This is a genomic window from Vreelandella sp. 21 (assembly GCF_050995515.1).
GTDB classification, from domain to species: domain Bacteria; phylum Pseudomonadota; class Gammaproteobacteria; order Pseudomonadales; family Halomonadaceae; genus Vreelandella; species Vreelandella alkaliphila.
This window is the reverse complement of sequence record NZ_CP194673.1, coordinates 1,711,342-1,737,875: the sequence shown is the minus strand read 5'-3', so window position 1 is coordinate 1,737,875 and position 26,534 is coordinate 1,711,342. Positions and strand designations below refer to the sequence as shown.

23 protein-coding genes are annotated in these 26,534 nt (G+C 51.5%); 14 read left to right on the top strand and 9 right to left on the bottom strand.

Going from position 1 to position 26,534, the window contains the following annotated elements; all coding sequences use genetic code 11:
- Positions 1-115 precede the first annotated feature (115 nt).
- The 5 genes from ACN06F_RS08130 to ACN06F_RS08110 all read left to right on the top strand — a co-directional run bounded on the left by ACN06F_RS08130 (position 116) and on the right by ACN06F_RS08110 (position 4,728).
- Positions 116-1,372 (top strand): DEAD/DEAH box helicase, encoded by a 1,257-nt coding sequence (locus tag ACN06F_RS08130; protein ID WP_089038216.1) that lies wholly within the window; start codon positions 116-118, stop codon positions 1,370-1,372.
- 77 nt (positions 1,373-1,449) lie between these two features.
- Positions 1,450-1,953, top strand: a complete 504-nt coding sequence (locus tag ACN06F_RS08125; RefSeq protein ID WP_038483828.1) for a hypothetical protein — start codon at positions 1,450-1,452, stop codon at positions 1,951-1,953.
- Between the two features lie 8 nt (positions 1,954-1,961).
- Positions 1,962-3,161: an MFS transporter gene (locus ACN06F_RS08120; protein ID WP_253487861.1), complete on the top strand. Its 1,200-nt coding sequence runs from the start codon at positions 1,962-1,964 to the stop codon at positions 3,159-3,161.
- A gap of 167 nt (positions 3,162-3,328) precedes the next feature.
- Positions 3,329-4,399: an asparaginase gene (locus ACN06F_RS08115; RefSeq protein WP_120387018.1), complete on the top strand. Its 1,071-nt coding sequence runs from the start codon at positions 3,329-3,331 to the stop codon at positions 4,397-4,399.
- Positions 4,400-4,488: 89 nt separating this feature from the next.
- On the top strand, positions 4,489-4,728 hold the full coding sequence (locus ACN06F_RS08110) for a DUF2789 domain-containing protein (protein WP_038483819.1): 240 nt from the start codon (positions 4,489-4,491) through the stop codon (positions 4,726-4,728).
- A 53-nt stretch (positions 4,729-4,781) separates the two neighbouring features.
- On the opposite strand, the gene ACN06F_RS08105 is transcribed toward ACN06F_RS08110, so the two are convergent.
- Positions 4,782-5,198 carry an SRPBCC family protein gene (locus tag ACN06F_RS08105; protein WP_038483816.1) on the bottom strand — a complete coding sequence of 139 codons (417 nt, stop codon included), beginning with the start codon at positions 5,196-5,198 and terminating at the stop codon, positions 4,782-4,784.
- 203 nt (positions 5,199-5,401) lie between these two features.
- Between ACN06F_RS08105 and queC the strand changes: the two genes are divergently transcribed.
- From queC to ACN06F_RS08085, 4 genes are read left to right on the top strand one after another with little or no spacing between them, the layout of a single operon-like run.
- Positions 5,402-6,112 (top strand): 7-cyano-7-deazaguanine synthase QueC, encoded by a 711-nt coding sequence (gene queC / locus ACN06F_RS08100; protein ID WP_198349838.1) that lies wholly within the window; start codon positions 5,402-5,404, stop codon positions 6,110-6,112.
- Positions 6,112-6,756 carry a 7-carboxy-7-deazaguanine synthase gene (gene queE / locus ACN06F_RS08095; RefSeq protein ID WP_433924993.1) on the top strand — a complete coding sequence of 215 codons (645 nt, stop codon included), beginning with the start codon at positions 6,112-6,114 and terminating at the stop codon, positions 6,754-6,756. Before queC ends, queE begins: the two co-directional genes overlap by 1 nt.
- On the top strand, positions 6,756-7,595 hold the full coding sequence (locus tag ACN06F_RS08090) for a 6-carboxytetrahydropterin synthase (protein ID WP_433924992.1): 840 nt from the start codon (positions 6,756-6,758) through the stop codon (positions 7,593-7,595). The genes queE and ACN06F_RS08090 overlap by 1 nt, the downstream gene beginning before the upstream one ends.
- Positions 7,592-7,873: a YkgJ family cysteine cluster protein gene (locus ACN06F_RS08085; protein ID WP_084183702.1), complete on the top strand. Its 282-nt coding sequence runs from the start codon at positions 7,592-7,594 to the stop codon at positions 7,871-7,873. Before ACN06F_RS08090 ends, ACN06F_RS08085 begins: the two co-directional genes overlap by 4 nt.
- An 8-nt stretch (positions 7,874-7,881) precedes the next feature.
- Here the strand turns inward: ACN06F_RS08085 and ACN06F_RS08080 are convergent, their stop codons facing one another.
- Positions 7,882-11,787, bottom strand: coding sequence for an AAA family ATPase (locus ACN06F_RS08080; protein ID WP_433924991.1), 3,906 nt, complete (start codon positions 11,785-11,787; stop codon positions 7,882-7,884).
- Between the two features lie 30 nt (positions 11,788-11,817).
- Positions 11,818-12,474, bottom strand: a complete 657-nt coding sequence (locus ACN06F_RS08075; RefSeq protein WP_095604116.1) for a tRNA-(ms[2]io[6]A)-hydroxylase — start codon at positions 12,472-12,474, stop codon at positions 11,818-11,820.
- 521 nt (positions 12,475-12,995) lie between these two features.
- Here ACN06F_RS08075 and acnB point away from each other — a divergent pair.
- The 3 genes from acnB to ACN06F_RS08060 all read left to right on the top strand — a co-directional run bounded on the left by acnB (position 12,996) and on the right by ACN06F_RS08060 (position 18,242).
- A complete protein-coding gene (gene acnB / locus ACN06F_RS08070) occupies positions 12,996-15,599 on the top strand; it encodes a bifunctional aconitate hydratase 2/2-methylisocitrate dehydratase (RefSeq protein ID WP_433924990.1) in 2,604 nt (867 codons plus the stop codon).
- 194 nt (positions 15,600-15,793) lie between these two features.
- Positions 15,794-16,288 carry a ribonuclease E activity regulator RraA gene (rraA, locus tag ACN06F_RS08065; RefSeq protein WP_095604118.1) on the top strand — a complete coding sequence of 165 codons (495 nt, stop codon included), beginning with the start codon at positions 15,794-15,796 and terminating at the stop codon, positions 16,286-16,288.
- Positions 16,289-16,355: 67 nt separating this feature from the next.
- Positions 16,356-18,242 (top strand): glycerophosphodiester phosphodiesterase family protein, encoded by a 1,887-nt coding sequence (locus tag ACN06F_RS08060; RefSeq protein WP_198349851.1) that lies wholly within the window; start codon positions 16,356-16,358, stop codon positions 18,240-18,242.
- Positions 18,243-18,355: 113 nt separating this feature from the next.
- Here ACN06F_RS08060 and ppsA read toward each other — a convergent pair whose 3' ends face one another.
- A complete protein-coding gene (gene ppsA, locus ACN06F_RS08055; RefSeq protein WP_038483803.1) occupies positions 18,356-20,740 on the bottom strand; it encodes a phosphoenolpyruvate synthase in 2,385 nt (794 codons plus the stop codon).
- 281 nt (positions 20,741-21,021) lie between these two features.
- Between ppsA and ppsR the strand changes: the two genes are divergently transcribed.
- Complete coding sequence (gene ppsR / locus ACN06F_RS08050) at positions 21,022-21,855, top strand: posphoenolpyruvate synthetase regulatory kinase/phosphorylase PpsR (RefSeq protein WP_038483801.1); 834 nt, start codon at positions 21,022-21,024, stop codon at positions 21,853-21,855.
- A gap of 9 nt (positions 21,856-21,864) precedes the next feature.
- On the opposite strand, the gene ACN06F_RS08045 is transcribed toward ppsR, so the two are convergent.
- From ACN06F_RS08045 to ACN06F_RS08030, 4 genes are all read right to left on the bottom strand, one after another.
- Complete coding sequence (locus ACN06F_RS08045; protein ID WP_009723414.1) at positions 21,865-22,443, bottom strand: hypoxanthine-guanine phosphoribosyltransferase; 579 nt, start codon at positions 22,441-22,443, stop codon at positions 21,865-21,867.
- Positions 22,444-22,511: 68 nt separating this feature from the next.
- On the bottom strand, positions 22,512-23,522 hold the full coding sequence (nagZ, locus tag ACN06F_RS08040) for a beta-N-acetylhexosaminidase (RefSeq protein ID WP_038483798.1): 1,011 nt from the start codon (positions 23,520-23,522) through the stop codon (positions 22,512-22,514).
- An 81-nt stretch (positions 23,523-23,603) separates the two neighbouring features.
- On the bottom strand, positions 23,604-24,125 hold the full coding sequence (locus ACN06F_RS08035; RefSeq protein ID WP_433924989.1) for a L,D-transpeptidase family protein: 522 nt from the start codon (positions 24,123-24,125) through the stop codon (positions 23,604-23,606).
- Positions 24,103-24,780 (bottom strand): TetR/AcrR family transcriptional regulator, encoded by a 678-nt coding sequence (locus ACN06F_RS08030; RefSeq protein ID WP_038483793.1) that lies wholly within the window; start codon positions 24,778-24,780, stop codon positions 24,103-24,105. Before ACN06F_RS08030 ends, ACN06F_RS08035 begins: the two co-directional genes overlap by 23 nt.
- Before the next feature lie 327 nt (positions 24,781-25,107).
- Between ACN06F_RS08030 and lexA the strand changes: the two genes are divergently transcribed.
- A complete protein-coding gene (gene lexA, locus ACN06F_RS08025) occupies positions 25,108-25,785 on the top strand; it encodes a transcriptional repressor LexA (RefSeq protein WP_038483790.1) in 678 nt (225 codons plus the stop codon).
- 60 nt (positions 25,786-25,845) lie between these two features.
- Here lexA and ACN06F_RS08020 read toward each other — a convergent pair whose 3' ends face one another.
- Positions 25,846-26,517: an energy-coupling factor ABC transporter permease gene (locus ACN06F_RS08020; RefSeq protein WP_095604124.1), complete on the bottom strand. Its 672-nt coding sequence runs from the start codon at positions 26,515-26,517 to the stop codon at positions 25,846-25,848.
- Positions 26,518-26,534 lie beyond the last annotated feature (17 nt).

The window sequence follows — 26,534 nt, the reverse complement described above, 5'->3', positions numbered from 1 at the left end:
GCTTTATCTGGCAAACTTCGCTGCCGCGAAGGTGTACCATCCTCGCTTTTTGAACATTACGCTCAGTAACGACGGCGCCAAGCGACGTCACTTACTAAGCGATTGCGGAGAACGCATGAGCTTTTCTGAACTTGGTCTGCACGACGATTTACTACGCGCGGTTACCGCGCAGGGCTATACGCAGCCTACCCCTATTCAACAAAAAGCTATCCCCGTTGTACTTGAAGGTCGCGACATGCTCGCCAGTGCCCAAACTGGCACAGGCAAAACCGCTGGCTTTACGTTACCCATGTTACAGCGGTTAGCGAATGGAAAACGTCCCGGCAAACGCCAAGTACGCGCGTTAGTGCTCACGCCTACGCGCGAGCTTGCTGCCCAGGTAGGCGAAAGCGTAACCGCTTACGGCAAGCACCTCTCTTTACGCTCGCATATTATTTTCGGCGGTGTTGGCCAACAGCCACAAGTGGATGCACTCAAAGCGGGGCTTGATGTATTGGTCGCCACGCCAGGTCGGCTACTAGACTTGCATCAGCAGGGCCACGTGGATCTATCGGCCGTCGAAATCCTGGTGCTCGACGAAGCTGACCGCATGCTCGACATGGGATTCATCCATGATATCAAGCGCCTATTGCGTTTAGTGCCAAAACAGCGTCAAAATCTGCTGTTCTCTGCAACATTCTCCAACGACATACAATTATTGGCGCAACAGTTGCTCAACAATCCCGCGTTAATAGAAGTCGCACCTCGCAACACGACCGCTGAAAAAATTGAGCAAACCATTTACCGAGTAGATCGTGATAAAAAACGCGAGCTGCTGGCCCATTTAATTCAGCAGCATGGCTGGTTTCAGGTACTCGTTTTCACACGCACCAAACATGGCGCAAACCGCTTAGCAGAGCAGCTTTCTAAGCAAGACATACCTGCCATGGCCATCCATGGCAATAAGAGCCAAGGGGCTAGAACACGTGCTCTTGGTGCTTTCAAAAGCGGTGATTTGCAGGTACTTGTCGCCACTGACATTGCCGCTCGCGGGCTAGATATCAACGAACTTCCCCATGTCGTTAATTTCGACTTACCCAATGTGGCAGAGGACTATGTTCACCGTATTGGACGTACCGGCCGAGCGGGCAGCGATGGAGAAGCAGTTTCGCTCGTATGTGTCGACGAACACGGTTTGCTGAGTGGGATTGAGCGTCTTATCAAGCAAAACCTGCCTAAACGTATCGAACCCGGTTTTGAACCTGATCCCAACGCTAAGCCCGAGCCGATTGAAAATGGCCGCCGTGGTCAGAAGCAGCCCCGCGCCAAGCGTAAACCGGAAGGACAAGCAGCCAATACTGGCGGTGAACGTCGTCGTCGCGCCCGTCGCTAGCCCTTTGCTTAGGAATATGCGAAGGTTATCGCTTCGCGTATTCCGCTGGTACAGCTTAACTTATTCATGGAGTGATTATGGCGTCGTCTCAACTTATTAACGATTACCGCCAGTGGCTTACCTTTCAACGCCAGGAGCAACTAAGCCGTGAGCACCAAGGTATTTCACAGCGGCTAGAGGATGCCCGAGCATCGGCTGGGCAGGTACTGCAAGCGTATCGCAGCATGGCAGAAAAAGCCTCTACAGAGGGCGCTTGTTATCGCACTCTTTTCTTACGTGAACGTAATGATAACGAATCGCTACCCTGTGAAGGATGGTTATTTGTACGACGGGTACTTAGCGAAGAGAGCAGCACGCGAGTACGGGTAACGTTACTTGAAACCTTTACGCTGGAAGACGGCATTATTACGCCTGGGGATAAACCTGCACGTAAATTAACCCTCGAAATCTACGACAAGCTGAATATTGATAAGGGGATGCGTACCGAGGTGCGCGTAGACTGCTTAGACACGCAGCAAGATTATCATTTCATTACCCTGCTTGATGCGGTACGCGGCGACTTACGCCCCCACCTCAAGTAAATGCCAGCATGGCTTCTCGTCGCACATACACCTTTATTGTTCTGATGTTCGTAGTAGGGCTTAATTTACGCCCTGCTATGTCATCAGTTGCGCCTCTGCTTTCCCGACTGCAAGAAACTGCGGGATTAAGCCCTGCATCAGCGGGCATTTTAACCACATTACCCGTGCTTTTTTTAGGCTTGTCAGCCCCACTTGCTCCCCTATTGGCTAAACAGTTGGGCAGCGAACGGGCCCTGAGTAGTGCACTGCTTTTATTAACCTGCGGTTTAATCTTAAGAGGCATGCCAGTGCCTGGCGCACTTTTTATTGGCTCCGCAATGGCAGGCAGTGCGATTGGCCTTGCAGGCACCCTTCTACCAGCGCTTGTTAAACGAGAGCTGCCCCACAGCGCCGATCTGCTGACTGGTTTATACACCATGGCGTTATGTTTCGGCGGTGCATTAGGCGCTGGTCTTAGTGTTCCGCTAATGCAATGGTTAGGCAGCTGGCAGTTGAGTCTAATGAGCTGGTCACTGTTAGCATTAGTAGCCCTGGCACTATGGATGATCAGCATGCCAACGGCTCAACACACCCCGCTCAACCCAAGAACCTCTGCTTCGCTCGCCCAATTAATGCGTAAACCACTCACGTGGCATGTCATGCTGTTCATGGGCATTCAGTCTTCCATGGCTTACATTGTGTTTGGTTGGCTGCCCACCTTATTAGTCTACAGAGGTTATGATGAAGCTGCGGCCGGCTGGACAATGGCCATCTCAATCATGTGTCAGCTAGTTTCAGCACTGGGCGCACCTTGGCTAGCCCGCTTAACCCACGACCAACGCCCTGCCTTACTGCTAGTCCTTTTTAGCACCGCACTAGGGCTTTGGATGTTGCTTATTGCGCCATTAGCCTGGAAGTGGCCCGGCGCGGTACTTCTGGGCATTGGACAAGGCGGCAGCTTTAGCTTAGCGCTCAGTCTGCTGGTGTTACGAACGGCTAACTCACGTCTTGCGGGGCAGCTTTCTGGCTTAGTACAGGGTGGCGGCTATACGTTGGCAGCGCTAGGCCCATTTGGGGTTGGTCTAATGCTGCAAGCCGGAGCAGAGTTAGACCACATAGCATGGCTGCTTATTCTGCTAATTGTTATTTGTTGCGGATTTGCCTTATTGGCTGGGCGTAACCGCCAATTAGACGATCATAGTGGTGAGTTGTTAGTACATCGCGGTTAGCAGTCGCACATGGCAATACCTGCCTCAGTTTGCAGCACCTGCTTCAATAGCATACTGAGCCACGGACACTTAAGCACAGGCACTTAGGCACAAGTACTTAGACACAAGTACCTAGACGCTACGATTGAGAAGCACCCCTTTAGATTCGCCCAATTCAGGAAACGGCTATGAGCATCACTTCTCCCCTGGCAAACGCCGCCCCCACTCAAGAGCGTGTACTGGTCATCTATACTGGCGGCACCATTGGCATGCAGCCAAATGTAAAGGGACTAGCCCCAGGGGGGAACTTTCAAGATCGCATGGCAGACGCACTAAGCCAGCTTCCTATACTGCACCAACATGCCCTTCCCGCTTATGACGTGCTTAGTTATGCGTCATTGATCGACTCAAGTGCAGCGACGCCGCTGACTTGGCAACAGATTGCCAACGATATTGCAGCCCACTTAGCCAACTACCGTGGATTTGTCGTTATCCACGGCACAGATACCCTAAGCTGGACCGCGTCGAGTCTTGCCTATCAGCTACAGGGGATTGACCGCCCGGTTGTATTAACAGGCTCTATGCATCCTCTTGAAATGATTGATAGCGATGCGATCGGCAACCTTTACGGAGCATTAAGGTTTGCTGCAAACGTTGAATTACAGGAGGTGGCGATCTACTTTTCAAATCGCCTTCTGAGGGGTTCACGAGCGATTAAACAGCATACAGAATCCTTAGATGCATTTATCTCACCAAGCTATCCCTGTATCGGTGAACGCGTTGGCGAAGACTTCATTTATTACCCAAGTCGAGGTTTAGGATTTCAACAACGCGGCGCGCCCCGCTTTGAGCTTTCAGACTATCAAGCCGTCTCCGATGGCGCCGTTATCAGACTAGCATTGTGGCCCGGCATATCGCCTTGGCAATTGGAAGCTCTGCTCGGTGATTCGCGCGTAAAGGGGGCTCTACTGCAGCTTTGGGGAGCAGGTAATATACCCAACGACCCTGCACTCATTGATGTCATTGCTAACGCCAGTGGCGAAGGAAAACTGCTGGCCGCGATTAGCCAGTGCCCCCAGGGCAGCATTCATATGGGCGAGTACGCAGCGGGCCATGGCCTAGCAGAAGCGGGCTTACTGTCTGGAGATAACATGACGCCGGAAGCCGCTTTCACCAAACTCGTTCACCTATTGGCTCAACCCCTTTCCATGGACATTCGACGCCAGCGATTTTTAACGTCACTTGTCGGCGAGCGCTAAACGCCGCACGTCGATCAATTCGCACTGGCGTAGTCACTTATACACGCTATGTTTAAACATACGTTAATAACCAAAAAGGAAAGCAGCGTATGGAACGGCCTGTACACCATTTTAGCGAGCTATTTGAACAGCTCGGGCTACGCTCGGATGCAGAATCCATTGAGCACTTTATTCAGCGCCACTCCCCCCTACCTAAAGAAATGCCACTCGCAGAGGCTCCCTGCTGGAACGAAGGCCAAGCTGATTTTCTTCGTGAGGCCGTGGAAGATGATGCTGACTGGGCCGAAGTTGTCGACCACCTTGATGCCTCGATGCACAAACGAGCTTGATTGCTGTTAAACGTCTCTTTGCGCGCCGCTCACTAACGGCGCCAATGTAGCCATTAACTATTGAGGCGAGCTTCAACGCGCTCAAGAATTTGCCTGCTCACTTTTCCCACTAATGGCTTTGCAGCACGGTTCACCGCTTTTTCCACCAATCGATTACGGATTTCATAACTCAGCGTAAGTGATACCTCTGTCCCCTCCGGCACTTCACGCAATTGATAACGACCTTGATTTTTAACGCCTTCCAATGATTCCCATGCCAGCACATAAGGTGGCTTGATCTCGGTTACTGCCACATCAAATGACCAATCCATACCCACCGCGTGGACATGCCAGCGATAACGGTTATCGCCTAAGGTATCAATTGATCTAATCAGATCAGAATAGTCAGCAAAATCTTCAACTCGACTCAGCAGTTCAAACACCCTTTCAGGCTGAGCATTAATAATTTCGCTATGTTCTATGGTGGCCATGGATTCATCCCTTACGACTAGAAGGATTAGCTTAGCATGTTGACCCATGCACATACCGAACGGAAAATGGTACCAATTGCCGCTACCACTGGCCAGGCAAGCCCGCATTGCGTAAACTGCCGTCCTTCCGGACCGGACCCCGGAATCTCATTTAGCGCGACGCTAAAGCACTCAATAAATTCTCCGGCCAATGAGTAATTATTATGTCGTTACCCCCTACCTCTGGCGCAGACGCGTCATCTACCGTTGTGATTTATTCCGGCGGCATGGACTCCTATACCGTTCTTCACCGCGCAATTAAAGAAGGGCTCGAGGTTCATGCGCTCTCATTTGATTATGGCCAACGCCACGCCAAAGAACTGGACATAGCGAAAGCAGTTTGTAAGCAGCACAATATTCCCCATCAAGTCGTTGATATACGTGCTATTCACGGTTTAATTGATAACTCAGCGCTGACCAACCCAGATATATCAATGCCTGAGGGTGACTACGCTGCTGATAACCTCACTACCACCGTTGTCCCTAACCGCAATATGATTCTGCTTTCGTTAGCCATTGCTAAGGCAGTTAATATCGGGGCGGGGCGTGTCGATTACGGCGCCCACGGCGGCGATCATATTCTCTACCCTGACTGCCGCCCTGAATTTGTTCACGCAATGAATCAGGTCGCTGGCATCGCTAATTTTGAACCGATAACGCTGCATGCACCTTATCTAGCAGCGAGCAAAGCCGATATCTTACGCGATGGCTTAGCAATGGGCTTGAACTACCGTGATACCTGGACCTGCTATGAAGGACGCCCACTGGCTTGCGGCAAGTGTGGCAGTTGCCGTGAACGGCTGGCGGCGTTCGCAGCCAACAATACTTCAGACCCACTGGCGTATGAATCTACCCCTGCACAGGTTACCGGCTGATGTATCACGTCAAAGAAGCCTTTTATACCTTGCAGGGCGAAGGTGCACAGGCAGGCCGCGCCAGCGTATTTTGCCGCTTTAGCGGCTGCAATTTGTGGTCTGGGCGTGAAATCGATCGCGCCAGCGCAAAATGCTCCTTTTGCGACACCGATTTTGTCGGTACGGATGGCATTAACGGTGGGCGCTTTAACACACCACGTGAACTCGCTGATCACATTAAAGCCCTTTGGCCAGTTCATGCGGGGAGAGCAACGCCCTACGTGGTATTCACTGGCGGCGAGCCATTACTCCAACTTGATACCCCGCTGATCACGCTACTACACAGCGATGGATTTGAAGTGGCCGTTGAAACGAATGGAACGGTCATACCACCACCAGGAATTGATTGGCTATGTGTTAGCCCTAAGGGCACTAATCCACTGGTGGTCACCCATGGCGATGAGTTAAAGCTGGTTTTCCCACAATCTGCAGCGCCACCCACTCAATTTGCCAATTTGGACTTCAACCACTTTTTTTTGCAGCCGATGGACCACGGCATAGCGCAGAGAAATCACGCGACGGTTCAGGCAACCACCGAGTATTGCATGGCTAACCCCCAGTGGCGGCTATCGCTTCAAACGCACAAAATTGCAGGATTTGAGTAATGGCGTTATTTGTAAATCGTCTCAGCCATATTGATGTTTCACTGTGGTGCCCTACAAAAGGGTTGGTAGGCTGTAGCTGGCAAGTAGATGCTCAACTGGATGGGGAGCTAGGCGAAGGTGGTATGCTTTTTGACTTCGGGGAAGTTAAGCCTTGGATCAAACGCACACTCGATAGTGGCCTAGACCATACGCTGCTCGTACCTATCAACGCGCCCGGCATTAAGGTTACTGACTGCGCTGAAGGTATCTGCATTAGAACAGCGACTCCTTACGAAATGGAAGTTCGCGGGCCAGCCCAAGCATTTACCTTGCTCCCCTGGGATACCATCACTGTTGAGCGTGTCACCCACTATTTAAGCTCACAGCTGACAAAGCAAGAGCAACGGCCAGCCAATGTCCACAGTGTCACACTAACGCTTAGTGACGAGCCTATAGACGGCGCTGCCTATGGCTACACTCACGGACTGAAACGGCATCTCGGCAACTGTCAGCGGATTGCCCATGGCCACCGCTCGCGCCTGTTTATCTGGCAGCATCAGGCACGTCAGCCAGCGCTTGAGCAGCGCTGGGCAGCATGGCTGGATAATCGATATCTGCTTGAAAAGGCCGACATTGAAAGCCAGATTGATGAAAAGCTGACCTGCCGTTACCAGTCTGCACAAGGCACATTTTCGATCACGCTGCCTCAAGAACGCTGCTGTGTACTGCCCAAGCCGACAACCGTCGAGAATATTGCTTTATGGCTTGCCAAGAGTATTGCAGAGCACAGCGGCCATAAAACACTGGTTCAAGCATTTGAAGGAATTGATAAAGGCGCAACGGCAGAAGCCTCGCCATGAGTAGTCACGTTTTCGCAACAGACACCGCCGCCTGCCGAGCAGGCTGCGGTGCTTGCTGTATTGCACCGTCGATCACCTCTTATATACCCGGCATGCCAAATGGCAAACCGGCGGGCGTTCGATGCGCACAGTTAAGTGATGACAATCTATGTAGGTTATTTGGCGATCCTAGTCGTCCTGCCGTGTGTGAGCGGTTCGACTATGATGCTGATGTGTGTGGCGAACACCGAGAAGAGGCGCTCGCCACACTTAACTGGCTGGAAACAACAACTCGTTAGTCACCCAATCAGGTTTCGTTTTCAACACTTACCGCGTGGGGCAACCGTCTATCAAGCAGGCTAACCCAGCGAACAAGCACTGGCGCATCGCTATGGCTCACTTCACTTAATAAGCGTCTAAATGCCTCTTTGGCCTGCAAGTCGTTTGGTGCAATACGCGTCAACCAAAGCTCGAGCACTGCAAGCTCCTGATGGCGATTGCCATGCTCACGGGCCTGATTAATGGCCATTTCAGCCAGCGCTTTCACTTCATTAGCAGGGTGACCGAGCAAATCACGCACTTTAGCTAACTGTGTTGCCAACTCAGGTAAAAAGAGCGTTGTGCGCTCTTTGGCAATGACCAGGCACTGGTCCAGATAATCTTCAGCTGCTTTTAACTCGCCAAGCTCAATACACGCATCTGAGTACCACAGGACCGGACGCTGATAGCGATCACGTCCATTCAGCTCTGCCATCTGATCCAGGCTGTCCCGCACCTGCACCAAGCCCCCCTGATCGCCCGCAAGAGCTCGCTGCCAGCCAAGAATCCCCTGGGCAGAAATCTGCCACAGTTGCAAATCGGGCGTACCCGTCATTGCAGCAGCACGCTCAGCGTGTCGTGCTGCTAGATGTACATGGCCAAGCTGCCGATAAAGAGCGGCGGAAAACATCAACGCCATGGCAAGCGTACCGGGATGGCCAATTTTTTCAGCTAATCGGATGGCGGAAGAGATATGCCGCTCTGCGCGTTGGTAGTCACCACGCAAGCAGAGCGCCCAACCTTGGAAAGAAGCCGCGGTTACTTGCGGGTGATCAGAGAATGGCAGCCATTCAATCATCATTTGCGCATTGAGCGGGTCAATTTCGTCCAGATGGTCATGCGCTTGCTGAATGCGTCCAGCCCAGTATTCGCAATGCGCCCGCGCATAATCTGCCAGCCTTTGGTAGCGCGGATCTTCTAAACGCCCAGCAATGTCTGCCAGCGTCGAGGCAAGCGCAAATGCATCGGCGTGGGCATAGCGCTGACTTCGGCCAACCCATAAGCCCCACTTAACCAAAAATATTTGCTCAAGGTCTTCGGGATCTTCCGTGGCGGCGCCACCCGACTGGCGGAGCAACTCCCTCGCACGCACGAAGCTCTCATGCGCAGTGGGCGAACCATGTCCCTCTAAGGCGAAGGCCGCTTGGCCTCGCACGGTCAGCAGGCTCACTTCGCGCTCAACTTCATGATCCACATGACGCAGGCTAGCAAGTCCGAAGTCTGCCATGCGCAGTGCCGTACGGTTAGCACTCACCTTGAGGGCTTCCCGTGCGGCCAGTTCAAAGTAACGAGCACCCCTGGCGTAATGGCCACTGCGGCGTAGGTGAGTTGCAAAATCACCTGGGTGGCGGCTAATCCATACAGGGAAGCGCTCTTCAATCAGCGTGACTACCTGCTGATGAAGCTTAACGCGCACGTCCCTAGGACATGAAAGATAAGCGGCTTCTTGCAGCAGTTGGTGGCTAAACTGATGCTCCTGCTCGCCCCCGTCTTTATCCACTGGTTCGATAATTTCCAGTTGACGCATGTGCTCAATTGCTTGGGACAGCCGCAGCTTTTCCCAACCACTGCACTCTTGCAGAAAATCAAGACGGAAACGCTTGCCTAATACCGCCGCTACGTGGGCAATTTCCCGATCACCTTCCAACTGGTCAATTCGGCTAGCCAGCAGTCCTAATAGCCCTTTGGGCAGCTCATCAAACTGTACACTGCGACCTTCGCGGCGATCCATATCTAAACGCCGACAAATCTCTTGCATATACAGCGGCACCCCGTCGCAACGCTCAATGATTTGATTGCGTAGCCGCGGGCTTAAATGAATGCGATACCGGCGGGATAACTGAGAAAGCAAGCGAGACGACTGCTGCGCATCCAGCCTTCCAAGCGTAATTTGCTGATCCCAGTGCAATTTGACCGGCAGTGACTCTCGGCCATGGTGACTGGCGACCAGCATAAAGGCAGTATTGATCGGCAACCGAGCTTGTAGCCCTGCCAACACCTTGAATGAAGGTTCATCAAGCCATTGCAGATCATCAATCATTAGTACCAATGTCCGTGAACTGGCCAGATGATCGATTAAGCGGTGTAACAGCTTTACAACTAGCTCAATAGCCTCACCATTCTGAGTTAACTGAGCAACTTCTTGAACATCACGCACACCGAGCGCTTCTTCAAGCAGTTGCTGACGTTCATCCTCCAGAGGCTCTAAGGAGAGCGTTTCTTGCAGTTGGCGAACAGCTTCACAAGTTGGCGTAGCTTCAACATACCAAGCGAGTAGAGTACGTGCGACACCGTAGGGCTCTAGCACCGATAGCCGCGTCGTTGGCTGCCAACAAATGGCAGCATCACGACTCAGTTCTAACTGGCGAAAACCCACCATTAACGCAGATTTACCCATCCCGGATGCACCACGTACTAGCACGCTCTGGCGCAAGCCAATGCCTGCCCTCGCCAACGCGTCTCTTAGCGTGCGTAGTGATGTTTCTCGACCCACTAAACTGGGAGGTAGCGCATCCCTACCGCCCTCATTCACTCCCAGCACTAATGCTCTCAAGCGGACGCGGCCATCGCTAGCCACTAAGCGAGATACCAACCGCGGCTGCAAATCAAGTGCAGGCGGCATGTGCTGGCTGGCTTCTTGAGAAATTACCAACTCGCTACCTTCTGCGGCACTCATTAACTCCAGTGATACTTGGGTTACTTGGCCAAGCGGGTCAGCTAGCTGACGTTCAGGTAGATAAACCACTCTTCCGCTATTAAGACCTGCGGCGAGCTCAAATTTTGGAGGATCACCGTCACCGACCCAGTGACGCTGGGACTCTAAAGGCAACGCCAGGCGGCAGTGTTCATAAAGTGCAACCAGCTCTGCCAACTGATGAGCCGGACCATGGGTACCAAAGCAGGCCAAGCCAAGCCCACCTGTTGCGCCCGGCAACCAGAAGCCACCCAAGTGATGACACTGCTGTTCTAACCAGCGCAGTAGCTCTAATTGAAGCGCCAAACAGTTACGAGTAGCCGCGCGATCTTGCCAATCACCTTGTAACTTAAGCCGGATAGCCATCACAGATAACTGGCGCAGCTCAATTTCATCTTCGCGAAGAGGCTTACTATCCGCGGCCAACACGCGCGAAAAAGCGCCTTGCGGGCTCAATACACGCGGATCATGGTGACCATCTGACCAATAATTAGCTAACTGTAGAAAGCTCGGTTCGGGCTGCTGTCCAGAAAGTGCTAACAACTGTAAATAGCTGTTGTACTGTTCATGGGCAGCAGCCATCTGATTTTGCTCAGCCAACTGACGTACTAGGCGCTCATGGAATGGTCCGTAGCCAGAAAAGCGGCTGACTAAACCTTCCAATAAATTGTCAGGTACATCGGAGTGGGCATCTAACACCTGCTCAGCGAAACGGATAACACGCTGACGCCACTCGTTGCGCACCTGAACTAACCAGCGCTGAAATTCGCTGCAGTTGGCAAGCTGGAGTTCTTCTATCAAATCCCCCTGATAACACGACATCACCTCTTCAAGGTTCGCCAAATCTCGAGGGCCTTCCAACAATTGCTGTAATTCGTGCAAGTCAACCCGCCAGTGGGCGGGCAACTGAAAAGCGATGGTCTGGCGAGATACGTTCAACACTTGCTCGGCATTGTCCCCCATCGACTGACGCAGACAGTGAAGCGCATGACGTAGGTTGGTTCTGCCCGATGACAGCCCCTGGTCTGGCCAAAGTAACTCTGCGAGGGAAGCTCGGTTGACCGGCTGTCGGTGCAGCAACAAATAAACGAGCAGCGCTTTTACCTTGTCATAACTGAAGTGCGTCAGCACATCTTCTCCTTGTGATAAAGAGAAATGGCCAAACAGGGTCAGTTGGTCTGTCTCACGAGCATCGCGCATGATACATATCCTACCTAGACTAGCGGTGGCTTAAGCAGGCACACCGCTATGAAAACGAAAAGCCGTATCTGGCGAAGTAATCAACTCCGCTTCACGCGCCACAAAAAAGGCGATTCTGTCATCTATTGATGCCGATGTTTGCTGTCTTGCAAGCAGCAAATAGTCTTCAAAGTGACGGCCTTCTGACTTCACTAACGTGCGATAGAACTTGGCAAGCTCTTCATCTAAATAAGGAATTAAGCGCGCAAAGCGCTCGCAGCTACGTGCTTCAATGAGCGCACCAATAATTAACACATCAATTAAACGGTCAGGATCATTGCTACGCACATGCTTGCGCAAGCCTTCGGCATAGCGTGACGCAGTAAGGTGACTATACGCCACGCCTCGCTTCTCCATTAAGCCAACTACCTGCTCAAAATGCAGTAGTTCTTCTCGAGCCAGCTGCGACATCTTGCTTAATAGTAACGGCTGATCAACGTAACGATAGAGCAAGCTCATTGCCGTTGAAGCGGCTTTTTTCTCACACTGAGCGTGGTCAATAAGAAGTATCTCTGGGTTATCCAGCGCCCATTGCAGCCAAGCATCAGGCGTTGAGCAAGCAAGAAACTGATGGAGACATTCTGGCAGTAAATCATCCGCTTGAAGCGCATGACCTACAGGTTGCAACATATTTAATTGTATCGACATAACACCATTACCAAGCGCTTATCTCACTATTGTACAACATATAAACGCCCTGGGCGTTTGTTCCCTGCCATTACGCTCGCTGTTGAAAGAGCCGTAACAGCACTTTTTATATAGCACATATCTAATATAAAATTACGCTTATATTGCAGCTCCACACCACAATACCCGCGATTCAACTGCCGTAGTGATAATAATACGACGAAATAATCAAACAGTATGGTAACGCGGCATCACAATAATCACACGTGCCCTCACCCTCAATTACGCCTGTTCGGTAAAAAACTTCCACCCGCTGGGTTAATTAAGAAAAAAACGCGCTATTAAGAAACCCCACACCATCTCCTCAACATAAAGTACAAGGTCCTCAGGAGCTTGCCGCCTTAACATTGTCGACAGTTTCCCGTAGAATCCATTTCATCCACCAGACGCTGTTTGTCAAGCGTATGTCACGTGTCCGAGCACATACTCAATACCGTGTGGGTATGCGCTCGTCACCATTAAGAAGATGAGAGGGCCCCAACGTGCTTGAAGCTTACCGCCAACATGTCGAGGAACGCGCTGCAGAGGGCGTACCGCCCAAGCCCCTGAACGCCGAACAAGTCGCTGCCTTAATTGAGCTACTTAAAAATCCGCCGGCAGGTGAAGAAGAGTTTATTCTTGACCTAATCACCAACCGAGTACCCCCAGGCGTTGATGAAGCTGCGTATGTAAAAGCAGGTTTCTTAACCGCGATTGCTAAAGGTGAAGCCACCTCTCCACTGATCGATAAGATCCATGCCGTCAAACTTCTCGGCACCATGCAAGGCGGTTATAACATCGTCTCCATGGTCGAACTATTAGACAATGAAGAACTTGCTCGAGAAGCTGGCGAACAGCTCAAGCATACCCTTCTCATGTTTGATGCGTTCCATGACGTTGAAGAGCGCGCCAAAAATGGCAATGCGGTTGCTAAAGACGTTATTCAGTCTTGGGCTGCTGCAGAGTGGTTCCTCTCCAAGCCTGCACTGGAAGAGAAAATCACCTTAACCGTCTTTAAGGTTCCTGGCGAAACCAATACGGACGACCTCTCTCCTGCGCCTGACGCGTGGTCGCGCCCAGACATCCCGCTGCATGCCAATGCCATGCTCAAAAACGAGCGCGAAGGTATTGAACCCGAAGTGCAAGGCACGACTGGCCCGCTGAAACAAATTGAAGAAGTTAAAGCGAAAGGCTTCCCCGTTGCCTATGTAGGCGACGTCGTTGGTACTGGCTCTTCACGCAAGTCCGCCACTAACTCTGTACTCTGGTTCTTCGGCGACGACATTCCTTACGTGCCCAATAAGCGCGCTGGCGGCTTCTGTTTTGGTGCCAAAATCGCACCGATCTTCTTCAATACTATGGAAGATTCTGGTGCACTGCCGATTGAAATGGATGTTGCCAAACTGGAAATGGGCGACATCATTGATGTCTATCCATACGAAGGTAAAGTGTGCAAGCACGGTACCGACGAAGTACTGACAACCTTCGAACTTAAAACCCAACTGATTCTTGACGAAGTGCGCGCAGGTGGACGCATTCCGCTGATTATCGGTCGTGGTTTAACAGGTAAAGCGCGTGAATCGCTAGGCCTTGAGCCTTCTGATGTTTTCCGCCTGCCAGACCAGCCGGTTGATACTGGCAAGGGCTTCACCCTTGCTCAAAAAATGGTCGGTAAAGCGTGTGGCATGGACGGCGTACGCCCCGGCATGTACTGCGAGCCCAAGATGACCACCGTTGGCTCTCAGGACACAACAGGGCCGATGACCCGTGACGAGCTGAAAGACTTGGCGTGCCTTGGTTTCCAGGCCGACTTGGTCATGCAGTCATTCTGTCACACTGCGGCCTATCCAAAGCCTGTCGATGTGGATACGCACCACACACTGCCTGACTTCATCATGAACCGTGGCGGCGTCTCTCTTCGCCCCGGCGACGGCATCATCCACAGCTGGCTGAACCGTATGCTACTGCCCGACACAGTGGGTACCGGTGGTGACTCTCACACCCGTTTCCCGCTGGGCATTTCGTTTCCAGCAGGTTCTGGTCTGGTAGCGTTTGCTGCTGCGACTGGCGTTATGCCGCTGGACATGCCGGAATCCGTACTGGTGCGCTTTAAAGGTGAGCGCCAGCCGGGCGTGACTCTGCGCGACCTGGTTCACGCTATTCCCCTCTACGCCATCAAGCAGGGATTGCTAACCGTTGAGAAATCCGGCAAGAAGAACGCTTTCTCTGGCCGTGTATTGGAAATTGAAGGTCTTGAAGACCTGACCGTCGAGCAAGCTTTCGAGCTTTCCGACGCTTCAGCAGAGCGCAGTGCAGCAGGCTGTACAATCACGCTGTCTGAAGAAAGCGTCACCGAGTACCTTAAATCCAACATCACACTGCTGAAGTGGATGATTGCGAATGGCTACGGTGACGAACGCACTATCAGCCGTCGTATCGAAGGTATGGAAGCATGGCTTGAGAACCCAAGCTTGATGCGTGCTGACAAAGATGCTGACTACGCCGAAGTCATCGAAATTGATTTGAGCGAAATTAAAGAACCCGTTCTTTGTGCGCCTAATGATCCAGATGATGCTCGTCTGCTTTCAGACGTTGCCGGCGAAAAAATTGATGAAGTATTTATCGGTTCGTGCATGACCAATATTGGTCACTTCCGTGCAGCCGGTAAACTACTTGAAAAACAGCCTGCGGGCAGCCTGAAAACGCGCCTTTGGCTGGCGCCGCCGACCAAAATGGATCAGCACCAGCTTACCGAAGAAGGCTATTACGGCATTTATGGCCGTGCTGGCGCCCGCATGGAAATGCCGGGATGTTCACTGTGTATGGGTAACCAGGCACGCGTTGCAGCGAAAAGCACTGTTGTGTCTACGTCTACACGTAACTTCCCGAACCGCTTAGGTGATGGTGCCAATGTATACCTCGCCTCAGCGGAACTCGCAGCCGTCGCTGCCGTGGAAGGCCGCCTTCCAACAGTGGAAGAGTACCAGCGATACATGAGTGAATTTGACGCACTCGCTGGAGAAATATATCGTTACATGAACTTCCACGAAATCGAGGAGTATCAAAAAATCGCCTCGAACGTGATTCCGGTTGCTCAAGAAGCTTAATGCTCTTTGCAGTACCGTGAACTTATCGCCGATGCTCGCAACATCGCAAGAAGGATGACAATGTCTCCTTTTTGAGCCGATGACCGAACGCCCCAACCTGCTTGCAGGCTGGGGCGTTTTTTTATGGCCGCCTGACTTTCATCAATGGGTCTTCATGGGCTAATTTTGAAGATAATGCTTCATAGGAGCGTGTAATGACATATGCAACCCCTTTTGTCACACCAGATTTATGTGATGCGAATCCTGACGTAATAGTACTTGAACCGATGTTTGCTAATTATGGTGGCGTCGACAGTTTTTACGGCCCTATTCGTACCGTTAAGTGTTTTGAAGACAACTCAATGGTTAAGCAAGCTGTTGCCGAACCAGGTGATGGTGCAGTGCTAGTTGTGGATGCTGGCGGGTCACACCGCTGTGCCATGCTTGGTGATATGCTCGCCGAGCAAGCCGCTAAAAATGGCTGGGCTGGTGTGGTGATGTATGGCTGTGTACGAGACGTCGATATTCTTGTCACACTGCCACTTGGCGTTCAAGCGTTAGGTAACCACCCGCGCAAGAGCGAAAAGCGCGGCGAAGGACAACGCGATATACCTATTACCTTTGCAGGCGCCACGTTACACACTGGACAATGGCTTTACGCAGATAACAACGGCATTATTATCGCCGAAAAACCGCTTGAACTTTCCTAAGGCAAAGGCTTGCTAGGTGTGGTACTTAGTGCCACCCTGGTAATTCAACTCTGACAAAATTGTGACCATGCAGCCGCTTAACCAATTGGGCTACACCCTACTCCACACTCTGCGCGACCATCTTCGTCCTCTCATTGCCTATCACCTGCTCTTCACCCTATTAGCCTCTGCTCTTGTAGTGCCATTGATTGCGTGGATCTCTCGGGCCTTACTAGCGCAACTCAACCGAACAGTCGTCACCAATGATGCGCTGATTACACTGCTATTTAGTCCACTGGGCTTAGTTGCGTTGCTCGTGGGTCTTGGCTTTGCATTCTTACTGATTTATTGGCAACAAGCAGGCATGCTGCTGGTGGCCGTCAGACCTAAAGACAACCACTACCGACTCGCTTTTGAAGCACTGTGGTTAAGCACACGCCGTTTGCCAGCACTCGCGGGTCTGGTCATTCTTCAGGTAGGAGCCCACTTGTTGCTTTTAGCCCCTTTTATGATGGGCTTAGCGTGGCTTTATGATGTGTGGTTAAGCGGTATAGATCCCTACTATTTACAACAAACCCGCCCAGCCTCGCTGTGGTATTTTATTGCTTGCGCACTGCCGTTACTGGTTATCTGGCTTGGGTTTGCTGCGTGGCTCTACCTGCGTTGGTTACTAGCGCTACCGTTAGTAGCGTTGGACAACTGCCCCCCTTTCCAAGCACTTAAGCGTAGCGTGCGCTTAACTCGCGGCTGGCATCGTTCGATTGGTGTGGCGGTCTTGACACTGCTGATCGTCATTATCAGTCTGCCGATTATCTCTACATGGCTATTTGATAGTGTCGTGACGCCCCTGTTATGGGGACTACCCGAACATAATGCCGTGCTGATTCCAGCGATGTTGGCTTATTTAACCAGCTACGTACTGGTTACGTTAACCATTACATTTTTAGGTATTGCCACCAATGCCCTCCTATCAGCGTGCTTATACCTGCAACTGGCTTTTCGAGAGACACGCCCTTCGCCTCGGTCGGAACACGCCCATCCTGGTCGCCTTGCGTGGGCGATTGAACTAAGCGTACTGCTACTGGCGGGGCTACAAGCATGGTGGATACTCAACAGCTTTGAAATACGCGATAACGTAGCAGTCATCGCCCACCGAGGAAGCTCGATGGTAGCGCCGGAGAATACCTTATCCGCGATAAGACAAGCGCTTGAAGACGGTGCCGATGCTGTAGAACTGGATGTTCGCCTGAGTGCTGACAACCAGGTGCTTCTTTACCATGATCGCAGCTTGGCCCGGCTAACAGGCGATCGGCGAGAATTTGATTCACTCACTAGAGCAGAGTTGAGCAAAGTTGATGTCGGCAGCTGGTTTGGCGATGCCTTTCAAGACGAAAGGATTGCTGGTTTGGATGATGCTTTGGCGCTAGTGCGAGGACGCGCAGGCTTAATGATTGACATGAAGCCCTCGCCTGGCGACGAAGAGAGGCTTGCTCGCGCCGTATTAGCAACCCTTGAGACAGAAAGTGACATTCGTTATCGCTGCTGGGCAACCCAGGATAACGCGCTCAATGCGAACGCGAACTGCGGGTTTCCAAATGTATTCCTAGATATGCGCATGGCGACCATGTCACCCAGTATGGTGACTTATTTAAAACAGCAAGCCCCCGAATTACGCATTACCTTACTCGCCCAACTGATCTTGGCTGGCACGCTGGATCGACGCCAATTCGATGCTTTAGGCCTGCGTCATAACCGTATCACACCACAAGAAATTCGATTGGCGGCGCTTTATAACTACGAAATACACGCCTGGACAGTCAATGACCGAGCGCGCATGTCGGCACTGATTGATCTTGGGGTTGATGCGATAATCACTGACTATCCAGACCGTTTGAGCGAGCTAATAGAAGACCGCCGTGCGCTGAGCGACGGCGGTCTAATGCTGGTAAAACTGCGCAACTGGCTACGCCAATAGCAAAAATCTCTTTATGATTCCCAGTCGCCCGGCCAATGGCCGGGCGAAGATGAGCAACTCACCCCACTATGTCACTCACTGGTGTTGCGAGCCAGTCCTGCAAGCTGACAGTATTATTCGATGGTTTCACCCGCCAGCATAAACCAGGTTTCAAGCACCGCGTCTGGGTTTAAGGAGACAGAATCAATTCCCTGCTCCATTAACCACTTGGCCAGATCCGGATGATCAGAAGGGCCTTGACCACAAATGCCAACATACTTGCCTTGCGCTTTGCAGGCTTTGATGGCCATTGCTAATAGCTTTTTCACCGCTGGATTTCGTTCATCAAACAGATGCGCAACGATACCCGAGTCACGATCCAGACCTAGCGTCAGTTGGGTCAAATCATTGGAACCAATCGAGAAACCATCAAAGTACTCGAGGAACTCATCAGCCAGTAGTGCGTTAGCCGGTAACTCACACATCATGATAACTTTTAAGCCATCAGGATTAGACTCACCGCCCCGCGGTAAGCCATTAGCCGCTAACAACTCTACGACCTCGCGCGCTTCATCGGTTGTGCGGACAAAGGGCACCATGATTTCAACGTTATCAAAGCCCATTTCTTCACGAACCCGCTTCAGCGCTCGGCACTCAAGCTCAAAACAGGGCCTAAAGGCATCCGAGATATAACGCGAGGCCCCTCTGAAACCAAGCATTGGGTTCTCTTCACCGGGCTCATAAAGCTTGCCACCAATGAGGTTTTCGTACTCATTTGATTTAAAATCAGAGAGCCTTACGATCACTCGCTGAGGATGGAAAGCAGCGGCCAGGGTTGAGATGCCTTCGACCAGCTTATCAACATAGAAACTGACAGGATCATCGTAACCGGCAGTGCGCAAATCGATGACCTGCTGAAGATCAGCAGGCAGCGTGTCGTAATCCAACAGCGCTTTGGGGTGAACACCGATCATACGGTTAATGATGAACTCCAGCCTAGCAAGGCCAACCCCAGCGTGGGGTAAGCCAGCAAAGCCAAATGCACGGTCTGGGTTACCCACATTCATCATAATTTTGAAGGGGATCTCCGGCATCGCGTCGACACTTGAGACCTTGCAGTCAAATGCCAGAAGCCCTTCATATACGTGGCCAGTGTCACCTTCGGCACAGGACACCGTGACATCAATGCCTTCTTTAAGCTGAGTGGTTGCATCCCCGCAACCGACCACCGCAGGTATGCCCAATTCCCGCGCAATGATGGCCGCGTGACAAGTTCGTCCACCACGATTAGTAACAATCGCTGATGCACGCTTCATGATCGGTTCCCAATCCGGGTCGGTCATGTCGGTTACCAGGATGTCACCCTCTTGAACCTTGTCCATTTCTTCTGGGCTAAGTACTGTTTTTACCGTGCCACGCCCAATCCGCTGACCAATCGCCCGCCCTGTAATCAGCGTGCGTCCTTTTTCACGCAGGTGGAAGCGTTCTAACTTTCCTCCTTCCTGTTGTGAAACAACGGTTTCAGGACGTGCTTGAACGATGTAAAGCTGACCATCATCACCATCCAGTGCCCACTCGATATCCATCGGGCGCTGGTAATGTTTTTCAATGGTCATGGCTTGCCGTGCAAGATCCATGATCTGCTCATCGTTAATACAGAACCGACCACGATCATTAAACGGCACATCAACAGTTTCAACTGATTTACCAGCACTGGCATCTTGCCCATAGATCATTTTGATCAATTTAGAGCCTAGCGTCCGGCGAAGCACCGCGGGACGGCCAGCCTCAAGCGTGGGCTTGTGCACATAAAATTCATCAGGATTGACAGCCCCCTGGACGACGGTTTCACCAAGCCCCCAGGAAGCAGTGACAAACACTGCGTCGCGGTAACCAGACTCGGTATCCAGCGTAAACATAACCCCAGAAGCACCTGTCTCTGAACGCACCATCTTCTGCACACCCGCAGACAGCGCCACATTCTCATGGGCGTAGCCGCGGTGAACGCGGTAAGAGATCGCGCGGTCGTTGAATAGCGATGCAAACACTTCGTGCACCGCCTGTTTAATATTGTCAAAACCTTCAATATTGAGGAACGTTTCCTGCTGACCAGCAAAAGACGCATCAGGCAGATCTTCTGCCGTGGCCGAGCTGCGTACGGCAACTTTCAAGCTGGGATGCTTAGCCTGAAGCTGCTCATAGGCACCGCGTAAAGCATGTTCAAATGCAGGGGGAAGTGGCGTATCAATAATCCACTGGCGGATAGTCTTGCCAGCCTCTGCCAACGCCTTAACATCATCGACATCAAGGCGAGCAAGGGTGGCGTTGATGCGGTCATTTAGCCCTTCGTGAGAGAGAAACTCACGATAGGCATGGGCCGTCGTGGCAAATCCACCCGGCACTGTCACGCCCACACCTGATAAATTCGAGATCATTTCGCCAAGCGAAGCGTTTTTACCACCCACACGTTCGACGTCTGCCATACCTAGCTGATCGAACCATAGAATGTACTCTTCCACGCAACCCCCTCGCTTTTAGACTGCTTTGCGACCTGACAGGCCGACTCTAATTGACCATGTCACACTAGCATCGCCCTGCCGCATTCGCCATTGGTCTAATAGCGAACGGAGTGGAGGATTTTTACAACAAAGTGCAATAAAGGGCTTTTTATGTAGTCTTAATGAGGTAATTTTTATTAAATATGCGTTAAAACGAACTGCAATGTGAATGGCTTGGCAACGATTGTGCTAACCCACGCCTCACCCCACAATAGCAACTTTATTTATTGACGGATTTAGCGATGAAGCGAACAGCTTTTTTTATTTCTGATGGTACTGGCATTACGGCAGAAAGCCTTGGGCGTAGCCTGTTAGCTCAATTTAGTGATGTTGAAATTAATATGCTTACAAAGCCCTACATTGATACGCTGGAAAAGGCTCAAGCTTTAGCGGAAATAATCGACTCTACCGCCGTCCGTGACGGCCATCGGCCGATTATCATTGATACCATTGTGGATCAGGATATCCGTAACGTCATTCGACAGGCCTCAGGTTTCAAGGTGGATATCTTCTCTACCTTTTTAGAACCCCTAGAGCAAGAGCTAGAAACACACTCCTCTTACAGCGTCGGCAGAACGCACTCGATTGGTAGCGATGATGTCTACATGGATCGCATCCATTCCGTCCATTTTGCACTAGATAATGATGATGGCGCACGAACGCACCAATACGATAAAGCCGACATTATTCTGGTTGGCGTTTCACGTTGCGGAAAAACACCCACCTCTCTTTATCTAGCGCTTCAATTTGGTATTCGAGCAGCTAACTACCCATTAACTGAAGATGACCTGGATGAAGATGGCAGTTTAAAACTACCCAAGGCACTGGCTCCTCATAGACACAAGCTGTTTGGTCTGACAATTGATGCTCGCAGGCTAGCAGCAATACGCAACGAGCGCCGTCCAAACAGCCGCTACAGTTCAATGGATCAGTGTTTGCAAGAAGTTGAACAGGCTGAGTCGCTATATCGCTCGATGCACATCCCGTTTATCGATACGACACGCTTTTCAGTAGAAGAGATATCAACCCGAATGATTGCGGAGACAGGCCTAGCCAGGCGCTTCTCGCCCCGCTAGGCCAGAACATCACATGCCCTTGGGAGCAAATATTCCAGGGGCATTACGCCAGTAGCCTTTATAATCCATGCCAAAGCCGAACACGTAACGATCTGCAACCTCTAGGCTACAGTAATCGGCTTTTAAGCCAGGCACCGCTTTACGGTCATGCTGCTTATCCACCAGCACGGCCGTTGTAACGCTCGCCGCTTGGGCTTCCTCGCAGTAGGCAAGAATAGCGGCTAACGTAGAGCCTTCATCAAGAATGTCATCGACGATGACTACGTGGCGCCCTGCCATGGGAATTTCTGGAGAAACACGCCAAAAAAGTTCGCCACCACGCAACTCATTGCGATAGCGGGTCGCGTGCAGATAATCAACCTCAAGAGGGAAACCTAATCGAGTTAGCAGGTGCCCTGTAGTGATCAAGCCGCCATTCATAACACAGTAAAAAACCGGCAACTTATCCCCTAGATCTTTGCTAATTGCCTCGGCCATTCGATCCAGTGCGCGCTCAACTTGTTCTTGAGAAATTAAGCAGTCAGCGTTATCCATCAGCTCACGCATTGAGTCAAGCGACTCAAGCGCCTCTTTATCCAGTTTGGACATCGGGTTACTCCAAGAAGAGGTTAACTAGTCAGTGACTTAAAAACGAAATAATTTAAGAAAAGATGGGGTTAGTTCGCCAACGCTTCTAATTTGGCATGGGTACGACGCCAGCGGCCAAGCGCCGTTAGCGCATCCACATCTGGACGGGCTCGCCCATAGCGTAGCTTGATTGGTCGTTTGCTGTGTAATCCTTGGCATGCTTCAACAACGTCTAACGCTGCAGAGCGGTCATTACAGACCAATAGCATGTCGCATCCTGCGGCAAGGGCAGCACTGGCGCGCTCCTTCGGGTCACCCGCTTCATGAGCACCCGCCATGCTTAAATCATCTGAAAAGATACAACCTTTAAACCCCAGGGACTCTCTTAACATTCCCAACCAGCTAGGTGAGAAGCCAGCAGGACGTGAGTCAAACGCACTATAAATAACATGGGCAGGCATAACACCATCAAGCTGAGTAGCAAGCTGGCTAAACGGAACAAGATCGCGCTGTTTAATAAGCGCCAGCGGACGGTCATCCACAGGTAACGCCACATGGGAGTCAGCGGCAACGCCACCATGGCCAGGAAAATGCTTACCTACCGCCGCCATACCCGCTTCATGCAAACCGTTGATAAAACACTGACCCAGCGCAGCGACGTGTGCAGGGTCGGTGCTGAAGCTACGATCACCGATAACGCTAGAGATGCCACTTTCGACATCTAAAACAGGCGCAAAGCTGATATCCAGACCGCAAGCAGCCATTTCCATCCCCAGCAACCAACCCGCATCTTTTGCTAGTGCAAGACCGGATGCCGAATCCTCAGCGAATTGATCACCAATGCGTGCCATGGCTGGCATGCGAGTAACGCCTTCTTTAATTCGCTGAACGCGACCGCCTTCTTGATCAATACCAAGTAACAGCTCGCCGCGGACACGACGAATATCACTGCAAAGCTTTCTAACCTGGTAAGCATTCTCGACATTTCTAGCGAATAAAATGACACCGCCCACAGCAGGGTCCATCAAAAGATGTTTTTCAGCTTTGGTTAATCGCGGCCCTTCAAGGTCAAGCATGACCGGGCCTAAAGATTGAGTCATTGTGATGGATCCAACAAAAGGGCCGTCAATTTTAGTTGATCAATCTCTCGTGTCAAAAAATCAATAATAAGCTGCCTACGCTTAGCCATTATGAAGCCAAACAGGTGTGCCCGGCGGCGCATGCTCAAAAAGATAAAGCAGATCGTCATTGCGCAACCGAATACACCCATGTGAAGCAGCCACACCCATCGGTTGATCAGGTGGCGTGCCATGAAGGTAGATAAAGCGACGCTGAGTGTCGACATCCCCGCCGCGATTCCCTCCTCTCTCTAAACCACAGAGCCACAAAATGCGCGTTAATATCCAATCACGATGAGGGAATTCCGCCGCAAGCGCCGACGTAAACACCTCCCCAGTCCACCGTCGCCCCCGAAAAACAGCATTATCAGCTAAACCGCCACCTATCGATGCGCGGATATAATGCCATCCCAGGGGGGTTTGACCACTACCTTCCTGCTGTCCTACACCTTTCTCACCGGTGGATACAGAGCACGTGTACTGCAGCGTACGCCCTTGCCACCAGCATAGCTGCTGCTGTTTGATATTGATTTCTATCCAACCACCATTCTGCGGGGGTAGTTCAGCTAGCGTGGGCGTTCGCATAATGTCCTTCATCAGCAGCAGGCGGTAGCGGAGCATTCATGGCAGCAACCACGACAGGGCGTAAACGTCTTACCAAATCCCTGACGGTTACTTGCTCATTATAGTCTTTCGCAGCAATGTCTCGCAGCGCATCTAGACCCGACAGCGTAAAAATCACGGTGCCCAACATGAAATGCAGTCGCCAAAAACGCTCAGCATCAGGTAAATCTGGCGTTGCCTGGCGCACGAGTTCAGTAAAGCGGGTAAATACGTCTCCGTACTGCTGTTGGATATAACGGCGTAAATGCCCTTGTGCCTGGCTATACGCCAATCCTAGCAGACGCATAAACACCTTCAGGCTATTGCGCTCAGCAGGCACTGCCAGCACCGTGCTTGCCATTGTTTCCAACAGCACTTCAAGCGGAATCACATCACCGTTGTACTGCGCTTCCAGCTCATCAAGCGCCGTATGAAAACGTTGCGAGAAGGGGTCTAAATAGCGCGCAAACACCGCTTGGATAAGCGCTTTTTTAGAACCAAAGTGGTAATTGACAGCCGCCAAATTGACCCGCGCTTTACTGGTGATATTGCGTAGCGATGTTTCGGCAAAACCACGCTCGGCAAACAGCACCTCAGCGGTATCGAGGATACGTGTTACCGTATCAGATTGCGCCATAGCGCCCTCCAGAAAACGAGTGTTTAAAACATCGTTAAATACTATGCCATAACGCTATTTGGCTCAATCACTTATCTTTAGCTTTTTACCCAACGCTCAAATACACCCTAGGCCCCTATTCAAACGCCTGCCATCAGACGCTCCGTCGACAGAGCCCCTCAGACTTACCGTTCTTATCTCCACTCCTGACACCATTCGCATAACGACTCCCATGCCATAGCGAAACGCTCTAGCATGTACTGGACAGAGCAACATACTGTATACTTAACCACATACTGTTTAAGCCGACATGTAGCCACTGTCTTGTTTAATTTTTTGGAGTTTGTTATGTCGCGTCCACTTACTGCTCGTCAACAGCATGTTTTTGATTTTATTGTTAAAACGATGTCTGAATTTGGCTATCCGCCAACCCGCGCAGAAATTGCCAAAGCGCTAGGCTTTCGCTCCCCTAACGCTGCTGAAGAGCATTTACGAGCGCTTGAGCGTAAAGGTGCCATCCGCATCATTCGCAATACCTCGCGGGGGATTCGACTGCCTAATCAGGAACCGCAGGATGTCAGTGATGTCTCGGCAACAGCGCCTGCCGCCAACGTAGAACCACTACCCAATGGCTTACCTGTCATTGGCGAAGTGGCCGCAGGAAGCCCGATTCTAGCAGCGGAACACATTGATCGTTATTGCCCACTCCCCGCTGAATACTTTACCCCCAAAGCGGATTACCTTCTTCGGGTGCGAGGCTTGTCAATGAAGGATGTTGGCATACTGGAAGGCGACCTTCTTGCCGTGCATCGCACCGACCGGGTTCGTGATGGCCAGATTGTGGTGGCAAGGCTAGAAGATGAAGTAACTGTAAAACGCTTTAAACGACAGGGCCATACGGTGACGCTGATTGCTGAAAACAACGACTTTGCGCCCATAGAAATTGACCTACGCACGCAGCAGTTGGATATCGAAGGGGTGGGAGTTGGTGTCATACGTGGCGGTAACGGCCAAGCACTGGGATAAGCGAGTAAGTGTAAATGCCGGTGAGGCACTCGATAGAGATACTCACCGGCTATCGCAATGTTACTGAGAGTCTATATAGCGACGATCATTAAACGTAGCTACCCAACTCGGGTGATACACCAATAAAATACTGAGCAACATCCCTGTGATGAAAGCCTCGGAGGGCATTAACAGGGGTAAGAAGCGCGCATACTCTTGGGCTAAGTACACAGCTTCAGAGTCGGTACCCGCCACCATGATTAGCAAGACCGCCGACAACCCTCCTGCCAGTGTTGCCAGCGCTGCGCCAAAAAAGCCGCATACGAATAGAAAGATCATCAAGTTATCCGGCAGGCGCCGATCTACCCATCGCCATACCAAACCGGTAATGACCGCAGGTACAATGCCGGTTACCAATACATTAGCGCCTAGTAACACCCATTCGTTGCGGCCAATAGCTGACATCGCAACATTAATCAGCACATTGCTGATTAATGCGAGAGGCATTTTGAATACCAACGTCATTAAGACAGTGAATACTAAGTGCAGGGTTAGCCAATCGACTGCCTGAGCACGCAGTTGCCACATCAACACTACAGCGAGCGTCGCGGCTAACCACCGATGCTGAAGAGCCACATCGCCTATCAGTACTCGCCAAGGGCGCAGCCATATCATCCATGCAAGTACGCTCAACGATACCAACCACGTCAGCAACAATGCCCAGGGAGCTAAAACACTTTGCGCGAAAGACATGGATGCCCCTATCTACC

What these genes read in the sequence shown, in the direction of transcription:
- ACN06F_RS08130 (WP_089038216.1), top strand. Translation starts at nt 116, where the DNA reads ATGAGCTTTTCTGAACTTGGTCTGCACGACGATTTACTACGCGCGGTT.
- ACN06F_RS08125 (WP_038483828.1), top strand. Translation starts at nt 1,450, where the DNA reads ATGGCGTCGTCTCAACTTATTAACGATTACCGCCAGTGGCTTACCTTT.
- ACN06F_RS08120 (WP_253487861.1), top strand. Translation starts at nt 1,962, where the DNA reads ATGGCTTCTCGTCGCACATACACCTTTATTGTTCTGATGTTCGTAGTA.
- ACN06F_RS08115 (WP_120387018.1), top strand. Translation starts at nt 3,329, where the DNA reads ATGAGCATCACTTCTCCCCTGGCAAACGCCGCCCCCACTCAAGAGCGT.
- ACN06F_RS08110 (WP_038483819.1), top strand. Translation starts at nt 4,489, where the DNA reads ATGGAACGGCCTGTACACCATTTTAGCGAGCTATTTGAACAGCTCGGG.
- ACN06F_RS08105 (WP_038483816.1), bottom strand. Translation starts at nt 5,198, where the DNA reads ATGGCCACCATAGAACATAGCGAAATTATTAATGCTCAGCCTGAAAGG.
- queC (WP_198349838.1), top strand. Translation starts at nt 5,402, where the DNA reads ATGTCGTTACCCCCTACCTCTGGCGCAGACGCGTCATCTACCGTTGTG.
- queE (WP_433924993.1), top strand. Translation starts at nt 6,112, where the DNA reads ATGTATCACGTCAAAGAAGCCTTTTATACCTTGCAGGGCGAAGGTGCA.
- ACN06F_RS08090 (WP_433924992.1), top strand. Translation starts at nt 6,756, where the DNA reads ATGGCGTTATTTGTAAATCGTCTCAGCCATATTGATGTTTCACTGTGG.
- ACN06F_RS08085 (WP_084183702.1), top strand. Translation starts at nt 7,592, where the DNA reads ATGAGTAGTCACGTTTTCGCAACAGACACCGCCGCCTGCCGAGCAGGC.
- ACN06F_RS08080 (WP_433924991.1), bottom strand. Translation starts at nt 11,787, where the DNA reads ATGCGCGATGCTCGTGAGACAGACCAACTGACCCTGTTTGGCCATTTC.
- ACN06F_RS08075 (WP_095604116.1), bottom strand. Translation starts at nt 12,474, where the DNA reads ATGTCGATACAATTAAATATGTTGCAACCTGTAGGTCATGCGCTTCAA.
- rraA (WP_095604118.1), top strand. Translation starts at nt 15,794, where the DNA reads ATGACATATGCAACCCCTTTTGTCACACCAGATTTATGTGATGCGAAT.
- ACN06F_RS08060 (WP_198349851.1), top strand. Translation starts at nt 16,356, where the DNA reads ATGCAGCCGCTTAACCAATTGGGCTACACCCTACTCCACACTCTGCGC.
- ppsR (WP_038483801.1), top strand. Translation starts at nt 21,022, where the DNA reads ATGAAGCGAACAGCTTTTTTTATTTCTGATGGTACTGGCATTACGGCA.
- ACN06F_RS08045 (WP_009723414.1), bottom strand. Translation starts at nt 22,443, where the DNA reads ATGTCCAAACTGGATAAAGAGGCGCTTGAGTCGCTTGACTCAATGCGT.
- nagZ (WP_038483798.1), bottom strand. Translation starts at nt 23,522, where the DNA reads ATGACTCAATCTTTAGGCCCGGTCATGCTTGACCTTGAAGGGCCGCGA.
- ACN06F_RS08035 (WP_433924989.1), bottom strand. Translation starts at nt 24,125, where the DNA reads ATGCGAACGCCCACGCTAGCTGAACTACCCCCGCAGAATGGTGGTTGG.
- ACN06F_RS08030 (WP_038483793.1), bottom strand. Translation starts at nt 24,780, where the DNA reads ATGGCGCAATCTGATACGGTAACACGTATCCTCGATACCGCTGAGGTG.
- lexA (WP_038483790.1), top strand. Translation starts at nt 25,108, where the DNA reads ATGTCGCGTCCACTTACTGCTCGTCAACAGCATGTTTTTGATTTTATT.
- ACN06F_RS08020 (WP_095604124.1), bottom strand. Translation starts at nt 26,517, where the DNA reads ATGTCTTTCGCGCAAAGTGTTTTAGCTCCCTGGGCATTGTTGCTGACG.